We start from the raw sequence: 17,941 nt of genomic DNA on the forward strand, positions 1-17,941 counted from the left end.
TCACTTTTTTCTCAAAATCTTCATGAACTCAATGGCCTTTCGAACCACGGACAATGGGGACGGTTCTCGCGGTTACTTTTACTAAGAAATAGGACCATGAGAACCGTCCCTAATGACACCTGTTTAGCAATAAAAAATGAGTAAATTTAAATAAAAATTTATTGAAAAACGATAAATTATGTGTTAAATTTCTATAAGACAGTAAATAAGCGAAAAGCTCTTATATAACTTTGTGATATAAAGAACGAAACGCCCAAAGTCATCATATAAAGGAGGAGAACTATGAGTAATGAACCTATTATTAGCTTGCGTAATGTAACCAAACGGATTGGCCGACGCACCATCGTCGATGACCTTACCTTTGAGGTGCCGCAAGGCGAAATTTTCGGCTTCCTTGGTCCGAATGGGGCTGGTAAGACAACGACCATCCGGATGATCGTGGGATTGATGTCGATCACCAATGGGCAGATCATGATTAAGGGAAAAAATATTAAAACTGAGTTTGAACAAGCGATTCGACATGTTGGCGCCATCGTGGAAAGCCCAGAAATGTATAAATATCTAAGCGGTTACCATAATCTCGTGCACTATGCCCGCATGGTGCCGGGGGTAACCAAGGAACGGATTGATGAAGTGGTGTCGTTGGTCAAGCTAGAAAACCGCATCCATGACAAAGTCAAAAAGTACTCGCTTGGTATGCGCCAGCGTCTGGGAGTTGCTCAGGCGCTGCTGCACCGGCCATCCTTACTGATTCTCGACGAACCGACGAATGGGCTTGATCCAGCGGGGATACGTGAGCTACGCGATTATTTGCGGCATTTGACCCGCACGGAAGGAATCACCGTTGTCGTCTCTAGCCATCTATTATCAGAGATGGAGCTCATGTGCGACCGCGTTGCTATTCTCCAGCGTGGAAAGCTCGTCAATGTGATGCCAATTCAAGATTTTACGCAGGATGATAAAGTGCAAACGTACCAGATTCAAGTAAAGCCTGCGGAACAAGCAATGGTGGCCATCAAACAGATGAATGGTGTCAAAGGAGTCAAGCTTGCTCAGAAGGGGATTGTCGAGGTCACAACCGAGCGGGAATGCATTCCGGATATTCTTGCGGGACTGATGCAGAACGATATTCGTATCTATGGCGTGCAGAGGGTTTCTCAGTCTCTTGAAGATCGTTTCTTGGAAATAACGGGGGGTGGACAAGTTGGTTAATCTAGTACTGAATGAAAATATGAAAATCTACCGGAGGGTGCGAACGTGGGTCCTCGTCGGACTTATGGCTGCTTTTGTGCTTTTTGTCAACTTCATTGAATGGCATTCCGATGGAAAAAAGGCACAGGAAGAGGGCTGGCGGGAAGTGCTGCAGCAGGAGAAGCAGCAATGGTCCGGAATTCTGAAACAGCCCGAGCTCAATAAAGAGGACAGAACGTTCTACGAGCAACAAATTGCCGTCAATGACTATCACCTAGAGCACAATATTCGCTCTACAGACGGGACAATGTGGGATGGCCTGAATGGGTCGGCCAATCTCATGATTGTGATTACCATTTTTACGATTATTATTGTTGGAGACAGTGTAGCGGGTGAATTTTCGTCTGGCACGATTAAGCTTCTGCTCATCAGACCAGCTAGCCGGGCAAAGATCCTTCTCTCCAAATATATCTCTTTTCTGTTGTTCGGCTTGCTGTTGTTGGTGACTCTGTTTGTTGTATCCTTTATCGTGAACGGAATCTTATACGGCTTTGGAAACATGGATCTACCGCTGATTAGTATGAATGCGGAAGGGAAAATCATCGAAAGGAGTATGGTCCTTAATCTTTGGAAAACGTATATGCTAAACGGTATATCCACGGTTATGTACGTAACCTTGGCCTTTATGATCTCGTCTGCCTTTCGAAGCAGCGCGATGGCGATTGGGTTTTCCATTGGCGCCTTGTTTGCGGGGAATATTGTTCTCGAGGCACTGCAGCGGTTCGATTGGAGTAAGTACCTGTTGTTTGCCAACACTGATCTCACTCAGTACCTGAGTGGACGGCCGTTCCAAGAGGGAATGACCTTGTCCTTTTCTATCACAGTGCTCGTTGTCTATTTCCTTGTCTTCAATCTGATTTCTTGGCTCCTTTTCACTCGAAGAGACGTGGCGGCTTAAAACAAATTTTTTTAAATAAATAAGAGAGGTGCTTTTTAATGAAACAAGGAACAACACTTTTTTTAAAGCTAGCTGTTATTCTTATTGGACTCCCAGTTCTTGCTTTAGGCATATTTGGAGTGCCTTGGTTAGCTAAAAATCCAGTAAATCCAGATTATGCCCATATGCTATATCCAATTGTATTAGGTATGTATATATCAGCCATTCCGTTTTACATGGCATTGTATCAGGCTTTTAAGCTTTTGGGGTATATTGACAAGAACGAAGCTTTCTCCGAAAAATCTGTAAAGGCTTTAAACAAAATAAAAAAATGTGCAATCACAATGAGCATCTTATTTGTGCTAATTATACCTTTTGTTTATCTCGTAGCGGATCTAGATGATGCCCCGGGTCTCATCATCATCGGAATGGTCCCAATCTTTGCTTCCATAGTGATCTCAGTTTTTGCTGCTGTTCTCCAAAGGCTTTTACAACAAGCAATTGATATAAAATCAGAAAATGATTTAACAGTCTGAGGTGAATGAAATGGGAATTATTATTAATATTGATGTGATGCTGGCGAAAAGGAAAATGAGCGTAACCGAACTTTCGGAGAGAGTTGGAATCACGATGGCGAACCTTTCTATTTTGAAAAATGGAAAAGCAAAGGCAATTCGATTATCAACATTAGAAGCGATCTGTAAGGCTTTAGAATGTCAACCTGGAGATATCTTAGAATATCGAAGTGATGAAGATACTAAATAGGCACTAACTATCTAAATTCTGAAAAAACCTTAAAAACCAGCAGTACGAGTCAATGCTGGCGCCTATGTTAATAGAACGCAGTTTAATGAAAGAAAGCGGAGAAATATAAGAAAAGGACTTGCCAAGAATGGAAGAATGGGGAAATGAAAAATTTCCACAGGCTAGATCGTACTAAAAATACGGTCTAAAAAACATGTCCACTCACGGGAAAATTAACGGCATTAGCCGTAAATTTAAAGAGGATAGCAATTAAGCTATCCTCTTAATTACCTACTATAACTCACATGCATAACCATATTATTGAAAAAATTAGCTTAGTGGCAATTTAACGTCTTAAAAAAAGGTGTCTTATTCAGTGGCTTCGAACCGTCCCTGATATCTCCAAAACCATGAGAACCGTCCCTACTGTACTGGTTATTTGCTCGGACCATAAACCGCTATGGATATACTTAGAAGACGTGGTACCCGTAACGAAGGTTACGTATGGGAAACAATGAATTCGGCAGTTCCATCGAGTTCAAACTCTCCAGCGCCAACCGGAAGAATAAAATGTGTTCCTTTTTTCAATGGATAACGCTCACCGGCATGAACAAGTGTCCCGTCTCCATCTATGACACTTACGAGCAAGTATCGGTCATCTGTTGAGAATGTTGCTTTACCATCAATAGACCATTTGTAGACAGAGAAGAATTCCGACTCTACAAACGTTGTCATGATTGCATTTTTGTGTCTCTCTATTTTAGGGGTGATACCGGTTTCTTGGTGGGGAACGGTGGTGACATCAATGGCTTTGTCTAAATGAAGTTCACGTAAATTCCCTTCACTATCTCTACGGTCATAGTCATATACCCTATATGTCGTATCAGAGCTTTGCTGAGTTTCTAAGACAAGGGTTCCTTCACATAAGGCGTGAATGGTCCCGCTTGGTACATAGAAAAAGTCACCAGGTTTGATTTTGACTCTTCGAAGTAACTCATTCCATTTTCCGTCATTGGCCAGTTGGATTAATTCCTCTTTTGTCTGGGCATTATGGCCGAAAATCATTTCTGCCCCTTCTTTACAATCAAGGATATACCAGCACTCTGTCTTTCCTAACTCACCATTCTCATGTATTTTTGCGTAGTCATCCTCAGGATGAACTTGGACAGATAAATCAGCATTTGCATCGAGGATTTTAGTTAGTAGCGGGAAAACCTCTCCCGTTGGATTCCCAAATAATTCAGGCTGCTTTTTCCAAAGCTCAACTAAAGTCATTCCGGCATATGGACCATTTTCAATAGTGGATGGACCATTAGGATGAGCTGAAATCGCCCAGCATTCTCCTGTATGATCTGTAGGAATGTCATATCCAAACTCCGTTGCTAAGGCGGTTCCGCCCCAGATTCGTTCTTTAAAAACCGGTTTTAAAAATAATGGTTGTTGCAAAATGATACCCTCCGCTGTATTAGATATTTCCTTGAAGTGCTTGCTTGGCTAGCATTAGTGATCCTGTAATTCCGGAATGGTCCCCTAACCCAGGACTGACAATATAGTCAGCAAGCTCTGGTAAATAGACATAATCGGCAACAAATTCTTTCAAATACTTATATATAGAAGGGAATAATTGCTTTTGATTCATAACCCCGCCGCCAAGGATGATTTTTTTTGGAGAAAGAATTAACACAAATTGCATAAGAGCTTGAGCAATGTAGTAGGCTTGTAATTCCCATACCTCCGTACGGTCTACTAGGTCGACTCCTTTTGCACCCCAACGTTCCTCTATTGCTGGTCCGGATGCAAGGCCCTCTAGACAATCTTTGTGGTAAGGGCATTTTCCTTCATACGTATCTTGTGGATGGCGTCTAACAAGAATATGTCCCATTTCTGGATGCGTTAACCCTTGTAGGAGTTTCCCTTGGACAATGGCTCCTGCTCCAATCCCCGTTCCAATGGTAATGTATAAACAGCTATCCAACCCTTTCGCTGCCCCGTGTGTAGCCTCGCCTAACGCCGCCGCATTCACATCGGTATTAAAGCCAATTGGGATCCTGAACTGTTTTTCTAATGTCTTTACGATAGGGTAATCCTGCCATCCTGGTTTCGGTGTTGAGGTGATAGAGCCGTATCCGGCACTTTCTCGGTTTATATTTATGGGCCCAAAGGAACCTACTCCAATAGCCTGAAGCTCATAGGATTTAAAAAAACCGATTACCTTTGACATCGTTTCCTTAGGTATTGTTGTAGATATCTGAGTACGTTCTATAATTTTGCCTGTTTCATCTCCGACAGAACAAACAAATTTCGTCCCGCCTGCTTCAACTGCTCCTAACATCACAATACCCCCAAACTAAAAGTTTAAATACTAAACGACCTGATTCATTATACTAAATAAACACTATTTATTAAATCTACCAATTGGAAATATGTCCTATAAATACTTTTAGAATAAAGTCCTTTTTACCTAATTAAGAATACGAAAACAATACAATACCATCGATTACCTGTGATAATCCTACTATATAAATAAGCATGGATATCCATGCTTTATTCATTTCTATTCATTTTTATCTTCCAATACTCTTATGAATTCCCGTAAATAATCAGGAAGATCCGGAGGACGGCGGCTTGATACGAGATGTCCATCAGTCACAACAGGTTCGTCATACCATATGGCTCCAGCGTTCTCCATATCATCCTTAATTCCTGGGGTACTAGTCACTTTCTTACCAGTTAATATTTTGGCAGAAATCAACACCCATCCAGCATGACAGATCTGGCCAATTGGCTTCTCGGCATCATTCATTTCTTGAATGATGGATAAAACGGAAGAAAAACGACGAATCTTATCAGGAGCCCAACCACCTGGTACCAAAATAGCATCATAATCCTCCGATTTCACATCTTCATAGGCAAAATCAGACTCAACAGAAACACCGTACTTCCCAATGTACTTTTTATTGGCCTGATCGCCAACAATATCTACAATGGCTCCCTCTTCACGAAGTCTAAGCACAGGATACCAAAGTTCCAAGTCCTCAAATTCATGATCTACAAGGCTTATAATTTTTTTTCCTTTTAATCGCATTAATCCATCATCCTTTAAATATATAATTTTAGTACTTATAGTCAGTTAAAGCTTGCTCTAAATCACTAATTGATTCAACAGAGCTATTATAATTAACTCGTGATAATAGTAAGAACAATGCATCTATCACAGAAAGGGAGGGGACTCTGGAGAAACTAAATTCTTTAAAAAATAATTTTTCATTCGTAATGCTTGTTAACTGAATGTCTGAAATTCTAGAAAGAGGTGATTTAAAATGGTTTGTAATACAGATTGTTTTCGCTTTTCTTTTTTTTGCAATCTCAAAGATTTCTAAAAGAAGTTTAGAATCACCAGAATTTGATATTCCAATCACAACATCTTTTTCTGTTAAGGAACGGGCAAGCGATACTTGCATTTCAGGTGTTGTATGAACAATGGACCTTATGCCAATTTGATTAAATTTATAGGCACCATCCATTGCTGCAGGCATCGAGTTTCCAGCAGCCACAAAGTGAACCAAGCTACTTCTTCCAATCACCTCGAGGCACTCTTTTATGGCTTGTGAATCAAGGAACTTAGCTGTTTGCTTAAGTTCATCCACCTTATAAGCAAAGATATTTTGAATGGATTCCGAGATATTATTAAGATCTATAGTCGGAGAATGTGATACTTCATCTTGTTCATTTATCTCTCTTGCTAGAGATATTTTAAAATGATGAAATCCTTTTAAGCCAATTCTTTTACAAAACCTTACAATCGTTGCCTCACTTACTTCACATTGTTCGGAAAGCTCTGAAACACTCATATTAATGACATTAAAATATTCCTTGATTACATAATCAGCAACTTTTTTCTCGGCATCATGTAATGTTGGATAAATACTGTTAAGAGTATTTAATAAGTTATTTTCCCTAGTCGTTGTCATACCTTTCCTCCAATAGGCTTATCTTAGTTGAAAAATTCAACAAGTAAACCAGCAGTAAATCTATCACCAACCCAAATTGCATTCTTCTAAAAATAATGAAATGGGTGATGTTCCTGTATTTATATACTAGGATATAAAAACAGGTACATCACCTATATTGTATCATGTAAATTCTTCTATTTTTAATGAATCTTAGACACGTTTAATTCGTGGGTCTGTAAAGATATCTGACTCATCCTCACTATTAGATGAAAATTCAGAAATGATAGCTCCTTCTTCTCCCGCTTTAAACCAGTGCTTTGTATTTTCTGGGATGGTATATTGCTCCCCAGGATGCAATACAACTTCATGGAATGCCGTATAGTATGGGAGATCCTCTGCAGGAGGAGAAGCTAGCGGTGATACTGTAGGTTCTCCTTCTACATAGAGATAAACGGTTCCTTTACGGCATCTAAACGTTTCTAACTTGCCAGGATCTCCATTTTTTCTAGGTGGATGGCGATGTTCTGGACAGGTTTGATTCGGAAACAAAACCAAGTCTTTCGCACAATAACGCTCGGTGTTCACATAAGTAATTAATTGCAGTCCCGTTTCTTCGAGATTATTTAAGCCAAAGTCTGCAATTTCAATCGCTTCTTGTTCGGCTTGAGTTAAGATAATACCCGTGTCAGCAAGCATATTCGTTACGATTGCTTGATAGTCCTTTGTTTGCACATTAGCCAAATAAATCAACTCCTCTCATTAAGCTAATTCTTAATACATATTTTGTGAGATTCTAAGTAGGATATAGTTGTGAGAATTGCATTGTGAAGTGTCTTGTTGTGGGTTTATTTTGGTTAAGATATTACTAATATCTGCTACTAGCTACCGCTTTTTCAACTGTTTTAGGTGTAACCACCTTGTCGTAAAGACTTGCTTTACCTACAGAGTTAAAAAGATGCATTTTATGGTTGATGACCTTACGGGCTTCTAGAATACATTCTGGATAGATAACATTCGGATCCCAGTATTCAGTAGTATTTAGAACTTCACGTGCTTTTTTATAATAAGCGTATTTCATATCACTAGAAATATTAATCTTACTAACTCCTAGTTTGACAGATTGAGCAATTTCACTATCTGGGTTAGATGAACCACCATGTAATACTAATGGAATATCAACAAGTGTATTAATTTCTTCGAGAATATCCAATTGTAACTCTGGTTTAATATGTTTTGGATAGATACCATGTGCAGTACCAATGGCCACTGCTAATGTATCAACACCTGTTCTATTAACGAAATCCCTAGCTTCTGCAGGATCTGTATATGTAACTTCGGTAACGCCACCCTCAACTGAATTTCCTGTACTTCCAATCGTTCCTAACTCACCTTCTACTGAAACACCAACTGCATGAGCGATTTCAACGATCTTCTTCGTTACAGCAACATTTTCCTCGTATGGAAGTAAAGATCCATCAATCATGACCGATGTAAATCCGCAACGAATCGCTCTTAATACTTCTTCCATAGAACCACCATGATCTAGGTGTAACACAAATGGAACTTTGCTTTCATATACACGGTGTTTAACATAAGAGAAAAATTCATCTGTTAAAAATTCATGTTCAGAAGGGTGGATGGCAATGATTGCTGGAGAATTTAATTGTTCAGCCTCTTCAACCACAGCTCTTAGAAATGTACTATCTGCAACATTGAACGCACCTACAGCAAATTGATTTTCTTTTGCAACAGTCAATAATTCTTTCATTGTAATTAACATACAGGTAATCTCTCCTTTTAATAAATAGATTTGTATACGCTTACTATTAAAACCCTAAAAATGATTCATATTTTTTTAGGGGTCATTCAAAGATTGATCACCTCTTTATTTTGTTGTTTTTTCAATCTCAATTGTTTTTAAGTGAGATGAAAAAAAATTTCTTAATAGCTCCAAGAAATTAAATTTTATTCGTTTCTTATTCAAGGAAATTTAATTTCTTGGGTTAACTATAAAATTAATTTTTTAATAATTCAAGAAATTTAATTCGCCAATATTCGACAAAAGCCTGCGAAATACAAAGTTTGGTAATTTACTAGGCTGCAGCGTCATCATTGCTTCGCAGCGCTTTTTGTTAAACTCTCACACCTTGATTAATTGGACACCCTTATTTTCAACAACCGATACCCAGTAATCCGATAAACTATTATCAGTTACGATCATATCGACGCTTTCGAGGGGGGCGAAAAGATTCATTGAGCGTTTCCCAAACTTGGATGAATCTGCTATTAAGTACGTTTCTTTGCTGCATTTAAGCATGGATTGTTTAATTTCGGCGTCGGAGAAGTGGAATACACTAAAGCCGCTTTCGGCAACACCACTCGTTGCAACAAACGCTTTGTTAACGTACAAATCTTCAAGGAACGATTTCGTTCCACTTCCAAGGAACGCTTGGCAGTTTTGCCTAAACTCGCCGCCAGCCATAAATAAAGAAATATTCCGGGCATACCGGAGGGCATAGGCTGTGGTGAGAGAGTTCGTAATGACGGTAACATTCTCAAGAAGTGATTCAGCCAATCCAGTGGCAATATAATGAGAGGTAGTTCCAGAGTCTAGAATGATCGTATCGTTGGAGGATATACGCGTTAAACAATATTCAGCAATCCTTTTCTTTTCCTCTATTGATTGTGTCTCACGTTGTATGGGCGGTTCGTCCATTACATGTCGGATTCCTCCATGAAATCTTTCGAACAATCCGCTCTGTTCCAATTTTTGTAAATCCCTTCGAATGGTCATATCTGATACTTGAAATTCGTCAACCAAATCCTGAACGGATAAGCTTCCTCTTTTTATGATCAATTCGGAAAGTTTTTTAAGTCGTCTCTCAGTAGACATCATTTTTCTCCTATCATTTATTTTGTTTATATATTTTATTTATATAAGAATTCAACAAATAAATCAATATTAAATAAACAAAATAAACAAATTTTCAAACATACGGTGTTAATTTTTTTGTTTATTTTGAATATTTCATATTGACAAAAAAACACAATGCACTTAATCTTGAAATATAAATTAGCAGGATATGGCAGGGGGGCGAGTGAGGAAAATTGGAGCAACTAAAGGTTAACCATGCAAAAACACAAAAAGATGGTGAGGTGTAAACATGTTAACAACCATGGAAAAGTTACTTAGCGTAGCCTATAAGGGCAAATTCGCAGTGGGAGCCTTTAATATTGCTAATAGCGAATTTGTAAGGGCGGTCATTCAAACGGCAGAAAGGGAAAATTCTCCTGCCATCCTTCAAATACATCCAAATGAAATTAATCTTATGGGAGATGAGTTTGCTGCATATTGTGTTGAAGCGGCGCACCGAGCAAGTGTACCTATCGTGATTCATCTTGATCACGGAGGCAATATCGATGATGTTGTTCGAGCTATTCGGAATGGATTTACATCCGTAATGATTGATGGCTCACATTTACCTTATGAGGAGAACGTAGCGCTAACCAAAGCAGCCGTGAAAATTGCTCATGCACAACATATTACCGTCGAGGGAGAACTTGGGACCATCGGGAATACAGGTACAAGTTCAGAAGGTGGGGCAGAAGAGATTTTGTTCACAGACCCGGAACAGGCGAAAGATTTCGTGGAGCGTACCAATGTAGATACTCTTGCCATCGCAATCGGCACCTCTCATGGGTTCTATCCAAAATCGCTGAAACCTAAGCTTCAGATTGATCGTTTGTCTCAAATCAATGAAATAGTGAATATTCCGCTTGTCTTGCATGGAGGTTCCGATAACTCGGATGAGGATATTCGAGAATCCACGAAGTACGGTGTTAGTAAGATCAACCTTTCCAGTGAAATGAAGCGGGCGTTTTTTACAGAACTTCGCAATACATTGAACAACCACCCAAATGGATATGAGCCGGATGCACTTTTCCCAAGTTCAACCGAAGCAGCTATGGAGATTATTGCAAAAAAGATGCATTTGTTTGGCTCGGCAGGCAAGGCAGACTTGTATAAAGTAACGCAATTATAAGTTTAATAATAGAAATATACGATTTTTACTTCTGAAGGCTCGTTTGCGTTAGATTCATATTAATCAACCTCAAGATAATTCGGCAAATCTGCCTAAAGTATTATAAGAAGAAACACAAAAAATTGGGGGTTTTTATTATATGTTTAATTTGAAAGCGCTTAATAAAAGTGTATTATCTATTGTAATGATCGTGAGTATGTTGATTGCGTTGGTAGGTTGTAATCAATCAGAGACCTCAACAAAAGATTCCGAATCTGAAGGCAAAGATGGAGAAGTTACGTTAGAGTTCCAACAATGGTGGGGAGTAGAATTGCCAGATGGTGCACTTCAGGAAATCGTTGACGAATTCACTGCTGATACAGGAATTAAGGTAAAGCTTTTAAGTAATCCATATGCTGATACAAAAACGCAAATTGCAGCTGGTGCAGCGGCAGGAACAATGGCAGATGTGGTTGGTCTTGATGGTTCTTGGGTATATGATTTTGCTAAACAAGGATCAATTGCAAATATGACAGAATTAATGGATGCTGATGGATATGATGATAGTCAGTTATCCGATCAAATTAAAGTTGATGGGTATACGTATATGATTCCTGTTGTGAACTTTGCCTATCCGATGTATGTAAACATGGATATTCTAAAAGAGGCTGGGATTACAGGAATTCCCAAAACTTGGTCTGAATTTACAGAGGCAACTGATAAAATTACCAAGACAACTGGGAAGGCCGGATGGGCAATTCCAATGTCTACAGAATCTCCAAGTGGTATTCAAAACAATTTTATGAGTTGGCTTTGGGCTTCTGGCGGTTCTATGTTAAAGGATGGTAAGCCTGCTTTGACAAATAATAAAGACTTGACTGCTACTGTTGAGTTTGTAAAAGAATTATTTGATTCTAAAGTAGTAGCGCCAGGGGCATATGCTATGAAAGAAGCGGATATGGTAGAAGAGTTTACAAACGGACGTGTAGCATTTATGACTGATTCACTAGCTCACTTAACAACTATTAAAAAAGAAGCACCAAACTTAAACTTTGATTTTATGCCAGTACCGGTTAAAGATGGTTATAGCGGAAAAAGTGGTATGGACGTAGCAAATTGGGGTATTGGAGTTGCAGAAAATAGCGAACATAAGGCAGAAGCTATGAAGTTAGTTGAATATCTAATGAGTCCTGAAGTAAATGCAAAACTTGCTGTTTTAGCAAATGCCTTCCCAGGAAACTCAACCGCAGAACCTGATTATTCAGCAGCAGATGAGTTATTCGTGAAAGCCTATGAACTATATCAAAACAGTTATGCGGTTAACGAATTTACTGGACTTCCAACTTCAGAAGAATTAATGAGATCTTTTGATGAACAACTACAACTTTATTTAGATGGAGATACAAAGTCAGTAAATGATATGTTAAAAGAGACGCAGGGTATATGGGAAGAATCATTTGAATAATAAATGCTTGAATAGTAAACGGGATGTATGTTTGACATACATCCCTGTTTAGAAAGGTGGTAATGGCAGGTGACAATTGAAACTGCAACTAAAACTGAAACTAAAACAAAAGCGATTAAAGAGTTCCAGTATAATAGAAAAGTTCAATCTTTTAAGAAGAATTCCGAGCCATATCTATATCTTATACCGACAATTCTATTAATGGTTGTATTGTTAGTTATCCCTATTTATATAGTTATCCGTTACTCATTTTACGATAATGTCATTCTTAATAAGAATCCCGAATTTGTAGGTTTGGAAAACTTTAAAGAGCTATTGACGGATAAAGGATTTTTAAAAGCTGTAAGAAATTCATTGATTTTTGTTGGTGGCAGTGTAATTGTACATATGATTCTGGGACTGACCTTTGCCATGGTATTAAATACAAAATATCTTGGTGCGAAAACCAAAGCTTTATTCAGGGTAATCTTCGCTTTACCATGGATGTTCACGGCATCTGTTATAGCGGTTCTATGGAAGATGCTATTAAATCCAAATGGTGTCATTAACTATCTATTAATAGAGTTTAATTTAACTTCTGATCAGATAGAATGGTTAGCTTCAAGAGATTTTGCATTGTTCGCGGTAACAATGATTAATATTTGGGCAGGCTACCCATTCTTTATGATGAGCATTTTAGCTGGGCTTCAAGGAATATCATCAGATCTTTATGAATCCTCTGCGATTGATGGTGCAAACGGCGTAAAGCAGTTTTTCTATATTACCCTTCCTCAGTTAAAACCAATTTTAATCAGCTTAATATTGTTAGATTTTGTATGGACGATACAACAATTTGCACTTATTTGGATGACCACTGGTGGAGGACCAATAAATGCGACTGAGATGCTTAGTACATTTATTTATAAATTAGGATTTAGTAAGTATCAATATGCTATGGCTTCAACTAGCGCAGTAATTTTACTATTCGTATGTACAATCATTTCGATCATTTATGTACGACATCAGAGGGGGCAGGAATAAGATGGTAGGGGAAAGAAAATGGTATATGAAAGGTGTCGTTATCACCCTATTAATTATAGGAGCAATCTTTGCAGGATTTCCAGTCTTGTGGATGCTTTTGAATTCCTTTAAACCAAACTCGGAAATCTTTGCATGGCCACCAGTGTGGGTTTCTGAGAATTTCACATTTGATGCTTACGTAGAGATTTTCAATAATCCAGAAAAAATTAGATTTTTCATTAATAGCTACTTAATTGCGATTACTGTTGTCATTTTGACTTTAATTGTTAGTATTCTAGCTTCTTATAGTTTCAGCAGGTTTGACTTTCCGGGCAAAAAAGTAATCAATACAGTTATTGTAAGTGTTCAGGCAGTACCGCCGATCGTTCTATTAATACCATATTTGAGTTTGATTGTAACCATTGGTTTGTATAACACCTATGGTGCTCTGATTTTAACCTATTTGTTATTTACGTTACCATATGCAATCTTAATGATAACAGGATATTTTAATACGTTGCCAAAAGACTTAGATGAAGCCGTTATGATTGATGGTGGAACCAGATTTAGAGCACTATGGAATGTTTTGGTTCCTGTATCGATTCCAGGATTAGTTTCTGTAGGAATGTATACCTTTATGCTCGCGTGGAACGAATATCTATTTGCCTTAGCTTTAACGAAGACAAATGAGTTTCGTACTGTCCCAGTAGGAATTAGCTTATTAATGGGTCAGCATGCTTACGAGTGGAACCAAATGATGGCCATGAGCGTACTTGGGTCGTTACCAGTATTACTCTTATTCTTATTTTTCCAAAGATATTTCATTGCAGGGATGACATCTGGATCTGTTAAAAGCTAGGAAAATCACATGGATGCTTGTTGGATGACGTTCCAAATTCGGTAAGCTCCAATTAAAGTTTTAAATTCTATAACAAACAGAGGGATGTAATATGAAAATAGAAGAGAAGTATATCAAACTTTATGAAAAAATGGATGAAAATATAAATATCCGTAAATCTAGTAGAAAAATGACTGCGATGGGATACACAAGTAATTTAGATATTTTATGTGACTTTAAGATTGATATCTTAAATAAGCTCCTTGAAGAATATATGCAAGGAGAGGACTTAAGCAAAATGGGAGAATCAAAGGTAATACACACAGTACAGGATTTTATTCGTACTGTAGTGTATTTCTGCAGGAAGGGAATTGGCGGCGAAGTTGATATAGAAGACTTCAAAATCATTGAAAACTTCTTCCCTGCAGAGAATGGTATAGGAGGAACTTCAGCGCAAGCAGCAATGGCATTAGCTGCTATTGGATGTCCCTCGATGATTCATCTGACCGATGATTCAAAAGAAGTTTGTGACATTCTTAACTCTCCACACATCTATACAGTGTCTTCAACTGGTGAGTTGATTCATACCAACCAAGTGACACAAAGAGCTGAACAAGAAATACACTACATTATACAGTTTAAAAAAGGTGATGTTATTCGTTTAGGTGATCAAGAATTCGCAATACCAGTATCGAATCGCTTGATTATTACAAAAGTTACCGTTAACGAAACAGTACCATTCTCGGAACCATATTTTGATTATATCGAGGAGCATGCAAAAGATATCAGTAGTAATGTGCTCTCTAGTTTTAATGTCATTAAAGATGAAGAAATTTTACAAGAACGATTAGATTTTGTAAGACAACATGTAAGAAAGTATAAGGCTAATAACGAATCAGGTATTGTGTTTTTTGAGGATGCTCATTATCACAGTGATTCGATAAAAAAGTTATGTATAGAAACAATCTATTCAGAAGTGGATATTGTCTGCATGAATGAAGAAGAATTGGCCTATATACTAAATATCTATAACTTCCCTATTAATATAGAAGATATCCTCTCATGTGTGGAAGGGATAAAATATATTAAAGAGAATTTAAGGATTAACAAGGGCGTAATTGTACATACAAAAGATTATTCTATGTATGTAGGGAATAAGCTTGAGAACGACATCGAAAGCGGTCTTATATATGGAAATATGCTTGCTACTGCAAAAGCGATGGTGGGTTGGTATGGTTCTAAGGAACAGATATCAAAAGTTTTAGAGCTTCCTCTGAGTGAAAACGGAGTAAGGAATCGAGAAATAATAGGTAAGAGCATTTATGCAAGTGAGACTATAATCGTTCCTACCAAGTATATTGATAAGCCTAAATATACCATAGGATTAGGGGATTCATTTGTAGCAGGTGTCCAGATTTGTTTTATGTAAATTTTCCTCTGGTGAAAATAATTAGTTAAGCTGTTAAGAACGGACGAAAATTCCCAGTTTCATCGGTCGGTTTCTGCCTCTCCCTTTTTTATAATACCCATAAAAATATTAAGGCCCAACTAGCTTCTAACCGCTAGTCGGGCCTTTTCACGCGCAAAACTTCCGATTGTCCCCATAAAGAACCGTCTCTACGGCATTTTTGTATGGGAAACAATAAATTCTACATTTCCAACGAGTTCAAACTCTCCAGTACCAACTGGAAGGATGAAATGTGTTCCTTTTTTCAATGAATAACGCTCACCAGCATGTATAAGTGTTCCGTCTCCATTTATGACACTTACGAGCAAGTAGCGATTACCGGATGAGAACGTTGCTTTTCCATTGATTACCCATTTGTAGACAGAGAAGAATTCAGATTCTACAAACGTCGTTACCGTTGCATTTCCGCGTTTTTCTACTTTAGGAGTGACACCTGTTTCTTGATGCGGTACGGTGGTGACATCAATGGCTTTGTCTAAATGAAGCTCACGTAAATTCCCGTCGTTATCTTTACGGTCATAATCATACACCCTGTAGGTGGTATCGGAGCTTTGCTGAGTTTCTAACACGAGCGTTCCTTCACATAGTGCGTGAATGGTTCCGCTTGGAACATGGAAAAAGTCGCCTGGCTTAATTTTTACCCTGAGCAGCAGATCATTCCATTTTCCGTCATTGATCTGTTGGATTAATTCCTCTTTTGTTTTCGCATTGTGGCCGAAGATCATATCGGCATCTTCTTTGCAATCAAGGATATACCAACATTCTGTTTTGCCTAAATCACCATTTTCATGAACTTTTGCATAGTCATCCTCTGGGTGAACTTGAACAGATAAATCTGCATTTGCATCAAGAATTTTGGTTAATAGCGGGAAAACCTCTTCTTTTGGATTCCCAAATAATTCGGGCTGTTTTTTCCAAAGCTTGTCCAATGTCATTCCGGCATATGGACCACTTTCAATAAGTGATGGACCATTTGGATGAGCCGAAATCGCCCAGCATTCTCCTGTTTGGTTGGAAGGAATATCATAACCAAACTGTGTCTCTAATGCGGTTCCGCCCCAAATTCGTTCTTTAAAAACTGGTTTTAAAAATAATGGTTGCAGCAAAATGATAACCTCCACAGTAAAGATATTTACTTAATGTGCTTGCTTGATTAGCATTCTTGATTCCCGTATTAACAACTTATATCGCTAGTAAACTAGCGATGTTTCTTGTTGTGCTGACGATGTTTTGGTAAGCGTTTTTGAGTGCTTCTTCTAGTGTGGTAATTCCAGGGACTATGCTGAAGACGGTGTTGATTCCATGTTGGTAGACGGCTTCGTAGCCTGGACCTAGTGATCCAGCTAGAGCGAAGACCGGTATGTTATGTTTTTGTGCTACGGCGGCGACGCCGATTGGTGTTTTTCCGTAAATGGTTTGGCTGTCAATTTTACCTTCTCCAGTTACCACGAGTGTAGCGTCTTGAATATGCTCTTCTAAGCCAGTTGCCTCCACTACGATTTGAATTCCCTTTCGTAGCTGACATGGGAGGAAAGCAAGTAGTCCTGCACCTAAACCTCCTGCAGCACCTGCACCCGGTATTTCACTTATTGACTTACCTAAATCTCTTTCTATCACACTAGCAAAATGGCTAAGATTTTTATCGAGCTCACAGACCATTTCAGCTGTTGCTCCTTTTTGAGGACCAAACACGGCAGAGGCGCCAGTTTCCCCAAGTAACGGGTTCTGAACATCACAAGCAACATCAAATTGAATTCCGTTCAGTCGTTCATCAAAATCTTCTAAATTAATAGAATGTAAATTTGCTAATGCTCCTCCGCCAAAGCCAATCTCACAGCCATTCACGTCGAGTAATTTCCCGCCTAAGGCCTGGACCATCCCTGCACCACTGTCATTTGTCGAACTTCCGCCAAGTCCAACAATAATTCGTTCTACCTTGTAGTCAAGGGCGGCTAAGATGAGTTCACCCACACCGAATGTTGTTGTCTTTAGGGGATTTCGCTCTTCTGGTGGTACCAAATGCAAACCTGCGGCGGCTGCCATCTCAATGACAGCCGTTTTTCCACCGTGGATTAAGCCGAAGAAACCTTCTACTTTTTCACCGAGTGGTCCTGTTACCTTTTGTGTAATCACTTGTCCGGCTAATGCATTGACTAAAGAATGGACAAGACCTTCTCCGCCATCTGCCATCGGTACCTTTACAAATTCTGCGTCTGGAAAAACTTCGCGAAATCCTAGCTCAACTGCATTTGCCACCTCAAGGGCAGATAAACTCTCTTTAAATGAATCTGGCGCAATCACAACTTTCATCGTTTTCATTCCTT

General features: G+C 38.7%; 18 protein-coding genes and 1 pseudogene. 10 read left to right on the top strand and 9 right to left on the bottom strand.

The annotated features are described in order from the left end of the window. Positions 1-282 precede the first annotated feature (282 nt). From ABC255_RS02325 to ABC255_RS02345, 5 genes and pseudogenes are all read left to right on the top strand, one after another. A complete protein-coding gene (locus tag ABC255_RS02325; RefSeq protein WP_412991164.1) occupies positions 283-1,212 on the top strand; it encodes an ABC transporter ATP-binding protein in 930 nt (309 codons plus the stop codon). Beyond that, entirely contained in the window at positions 1,205-2,149 is a 945-nt protein-coding gene (locus ABC255_RS02330) for an ABC transporter permease (protein WP_412991165.1), read from the top strand. The genes ABC255_RS02325 and ABC255_RS02330 overlap by 8 nt, the downstream gene beginning before the upstream one ends. A gap of 38 nt (positions 2,150-2,187) precedes the next feature. Beyond that, the gene (locus tag ABC255_RS02335; protein ID WP_412991166.1) at positions 2,188-2,664 is read left to right on the top strand and encodes a DUF2975 domain-containing protein; all 477 of its coding nucleotides are present in this window, start codon (positions 2,188-2,190) and stop codon (positions 2,662-2,664) included. A gap of 10 nt (positions 2,665-2,674) precedes the next feature. Beyond that, positions 2,675-2,893: a helix-turn-helix domain-containing protein gene (locus tag ABC255_RS02340; RefSeq protein WP_412991167.1), complete on the top strand. Its 219-nt coding sequence runs from the start codon at positions 2,675-2,677 to the stop codon at positions 2,891-2,893. Between the two features lie 98 nt (positions 2,894-2,991). Further along, positions 2,992-3,156 (top strand): annotated as a pseudogene (locus tag ABC255_RS02345) (IS5/IS1182 family transposase); the annotation flags it as partial. A gap of 214 nt (positions 3,157-3,370) precedes the next feature. Here ABC255_RS02345 and manA (ABC255_RS02350) read toward each other — a convergent pair. From manA (ABC255_RS02350) to ABC255_RS02380, 7 genes are all read right to left on the bottom strand, one after another. Further along, positions 3,371-4,321: a mannose-6-phosphate isomerase, class I gene (gene manA / locus ABC255_RS02350; RefSeq protein ID WP_412998457.1), complete on the bottom strand. Its 951-nt coding sequence runs from the start codon at positions 4,319-4,321 to the stop codon at positions 3,371-3,373. A gap of 16 nt (positions 4,322-4,337) precedes the next feature. Next, positions 4,338-5,207 (bottom strand): ROK family protein, encoded by an 870-nt coding sequence (locus ABC255_RS02355; RefSeq protein ID WP_412991168.1) that lies wholly within the window; start codon positions 5,205-5,207, stop codon positions 4,338-4,340. 219 nt (positions 5,208-5,426) lie between these two features. Then, entirely contained in the window at positions 5,427-5,957 is a 531-nt protein-coding gene (locus ABC255_RS02360; RefSeq protein WP_412991169.1) for a type 1 glutamine amidotransferase domain-containing protein, read from the bottom strand. A gap of 28 nt (positions 5,958-5,985) precedes the next feature. Next, entirely contained in the window at positions 5,986-6,843 is an 858-nt protein-coding gene (locus ABC255_RS02365) for a MurR/RpiR family transcriptional regulator (protein WP_412991170.1), read from the bottom strand. Between the two features lie 192 nt (positions 6,844-7,035). Continuing rightward, complete coding sequence (locus ABC255_RS02370) at positions 7,036-7,521, bottom strand: cupin domain-containing protein (protein ID WP_412998458.1); 486 nt, start codon at positions 7,519-7,521, stop codon at positions 7,036-7,038. 169 nt (positions 7,522-7,690) lie between these two features. Further along, positions 7,691-8,605, bottom strand: a complete 915-nt coding sequence (locus tag ABC255_RS02375; RefSeq protein WP_412991171.1) for a ketose-bisphosphate aldolase — start codon at positions 8,603-8,605, stop codon at positions 7,691-7,693. A 360-nt stretch (positions 8,606-8,965) separates the two neighbouring features. Further along, entirely contained in the window at positions 8,966-9,718 is a 753-nt protein-coding gene (locus ABC255_RS02380) for a DeoR/GlpR family DNA-binding transcription regulator (RefSeq protein WP_412991172.1), read from the bottom strand. A 271-nt stretch (positions 9,719-9,989) separates the two neighbouring features. Between ABC255_RS02380 and ABC255_RS02385 the strand changes: the two genes are divergently transcribed. From ABC255_RS02385 to ABC255_RS02405, 5 genes are all read left to right on the top strand, one after another. Then, positions 9,990-10,868, top strand: a complete 879-nt coding sequence (locus ABC255_RS02385) for a ketose-bisphosphate aldolase (protein WP_412991173.1) — start codon at positions 9,990-9,992, stop codon at positions 10,866-10,868. A 139-nt stretch (positions 10,869-11,007) separates the two neighbouring features. Next, a complete protein-coding gene (locus ABC255_RS02390; protein ID WP_412991174.1) occupies positions 11,008-12,312 on the top strand; it encodes an ABC transporter substrate-binding protein in 1,305 nt (434 codons plus the stop codon). A 69-nt stretch (positions 12,313-12,381) separates the two neighbouring features. After that, positions 12,382-13,332, top strand: coding sequence for a carbohydrate ABC transporter permease (locus tag ABC255_RS02395; RefSeq protein ID WP_412991175.1), 951 nt, complete (start codon positions 12,382-12,384; stop codon positions 13,330-13,332). A 1-nt stretch (position 13,333) separates the two neighbouring features. Next, positions 13,334-14,170, top strand: a complete 837-nt coding sequence (locus tag ABC255_RS02400; RefSeq protein ID WP_412991176.1) for a carbohydrate ABC transporter permease — start codon at positions 13,334-13,336, stop codon at positions 14,168-14,170. 91 nt (positions 14,171-14,261) lie between these two features. Beyond that, positions 14,262-15,578: an ADP-dependent glucokinase/phosphofructokinase gene (locus tag ABC255_RS02405; RefSeq protein ID WP_412991177.1), complete on the top strand. Its 1,317-nt coding sequence runs from the start codon at positions 14,262-14,264 to the stop codon at positions 15,576-15,578. A 188-nt stretch (positions 15,579-15,766) separates the two neighbouring features. On the opposite strand, the gene manA (ABC255_RS02410) is transcribed toward ABC255_RS02405, so the two are convergent. Together manA (ABC255_RS02410) and ABC255_RS02415 are read right to left on the bottom strand one after the other, a co-directional pair. After that, positions 15,767-16,723: a mannose-6-phosphate isomerase, class I gene (gene manA / locus ABC255_RS02410; RefSeq protein WP_412991178.1), complete on the bottom strand. Its 957-nt coding sequence runs from the start codon at positions 16,721-16,723 to the stop codon at positions 15,767-15,769. Positions 16,724-16,799: 76 nt separating this feature from the next. Beyond that, positions 16,800-17,927, bottom strand: coding sequence for a glycerate kinase (locus ABC255_RS02415; RefSeq protein ID WP_412991179.1), 1,128 nt, complete (start codon positions 17,925-17,927; stop codon positions 16,800-16,802). Between the last annotated feature and the right edge of the window lie 14 nt (positions 17,928-17,941).

Origin of the sequence: Neobacillus canaveralius, from assembly GCF_047237705.1 — a bacterium.
Taxonomy (GTDB): Bacteria; Bacillota; Bacilli; order Bacillales; family Cytobacillaceae; genus Neobacillus; species Neobacillus niacini_K.

What these genes read in the sequence shown, in the direction of transcription:
- ABC255_RS02335 (WP_412991166.1), top strand. Translation starts at nt 2,188, where the DNA reads ATGAAACAAGGAACAACACTTTTTTTAAAGCTAGCTGTTATTCTTATT.
- ABC255_RS02360 (WP_412991169.1), bottom strand. Translation starts at nt 5,957, where the DNA reads ATGCGATTAAAAGGAAAAAAAATTATAAGCCTTGTAGATCATGAATTT.
- ABC255_RS02340 (WP_412991167.1), top strand. Translation starts at nt 2,675, where the DNA reads ATGGGAATTATTATTAATATTGATGTGATGCTGGCGAAAAGGAAAATG.
- ABC255_RS02325 (WP_412991164.1), top strand. Translation starts at nt 283, where the DNA reads ATGAGTAATGAACCTATTATTAGCTTGCGTAATGTAACCAAACGGATT.
- ABC255_RS02365 (WP_412991170.1), bottom strand. Translation starts at nt 6,843, where the DNA reads ATGACAACGACTAGGGAAAATAACTTATTAAATACTCTTAACAGTATT.
- ABC255_RS02370 (WP_412998458.1), bottom strand. Translation starts at nt 7,521, where the DNA reads ATGCTTGCTGACACGGGTATTATCTTAACTCAAGCCGAACAAGAAGCG.
- ABC255_RS02380 (WP_412991172.1), bottom strand. Translation starts at nt 9,718, where the DNA reads ATGTCTACTGAGAGACGACTTAAAAAACTTTCCGAATTGATCATAAAA.
- ABC255_RS02390 (WP_412991174.1), top strand. Translation starts at nt 11,008, where the DNA reads ATGTTTAATTTGAAAGCGCTTAATAAAAGTGTATTATCTATTGTAATG.
- ABC255_RS02405 (WP_412991177.1), top strand. Translation starts at nt 14,262, where the DNA reads ATGAAAATAGAAGAGAAGTATATCAAACTTTATGAAAAAATGGATGAA.
- ABC255_RS02415 (WP_412991179.1), bottom strand. Translation starts at nt 17,927, where the DNA reads ATGAAAGTTGTGATTGCGCCAGATTCATTTAAAGAGAGTTTATCTGCC.
- ABC255_RS02400 (WP_412991176.1), top strand. Translation starts at nt 13,334, where the DNA reads ATGGTAGGGGAAAGAAAATGGTATATGAAAGGTGTCGTTATCACCCTA.
- ABC255_RS02375 (WP_412991171.1), bottom strand. Translation starts at nt 8,605, where the DNA reads ATGTTAATTACAATGAAAGAATTATTGACTGTTGCAAAAGAAAATCAA.
- ABC255_RS02385 (WP_412991173.1), top strand. Translation starts at nt 9,990, where the DNA reads ATGTTAACAACCATGGAAAAGTTACTTAGCGTAGCCTATAAGGGCAAA.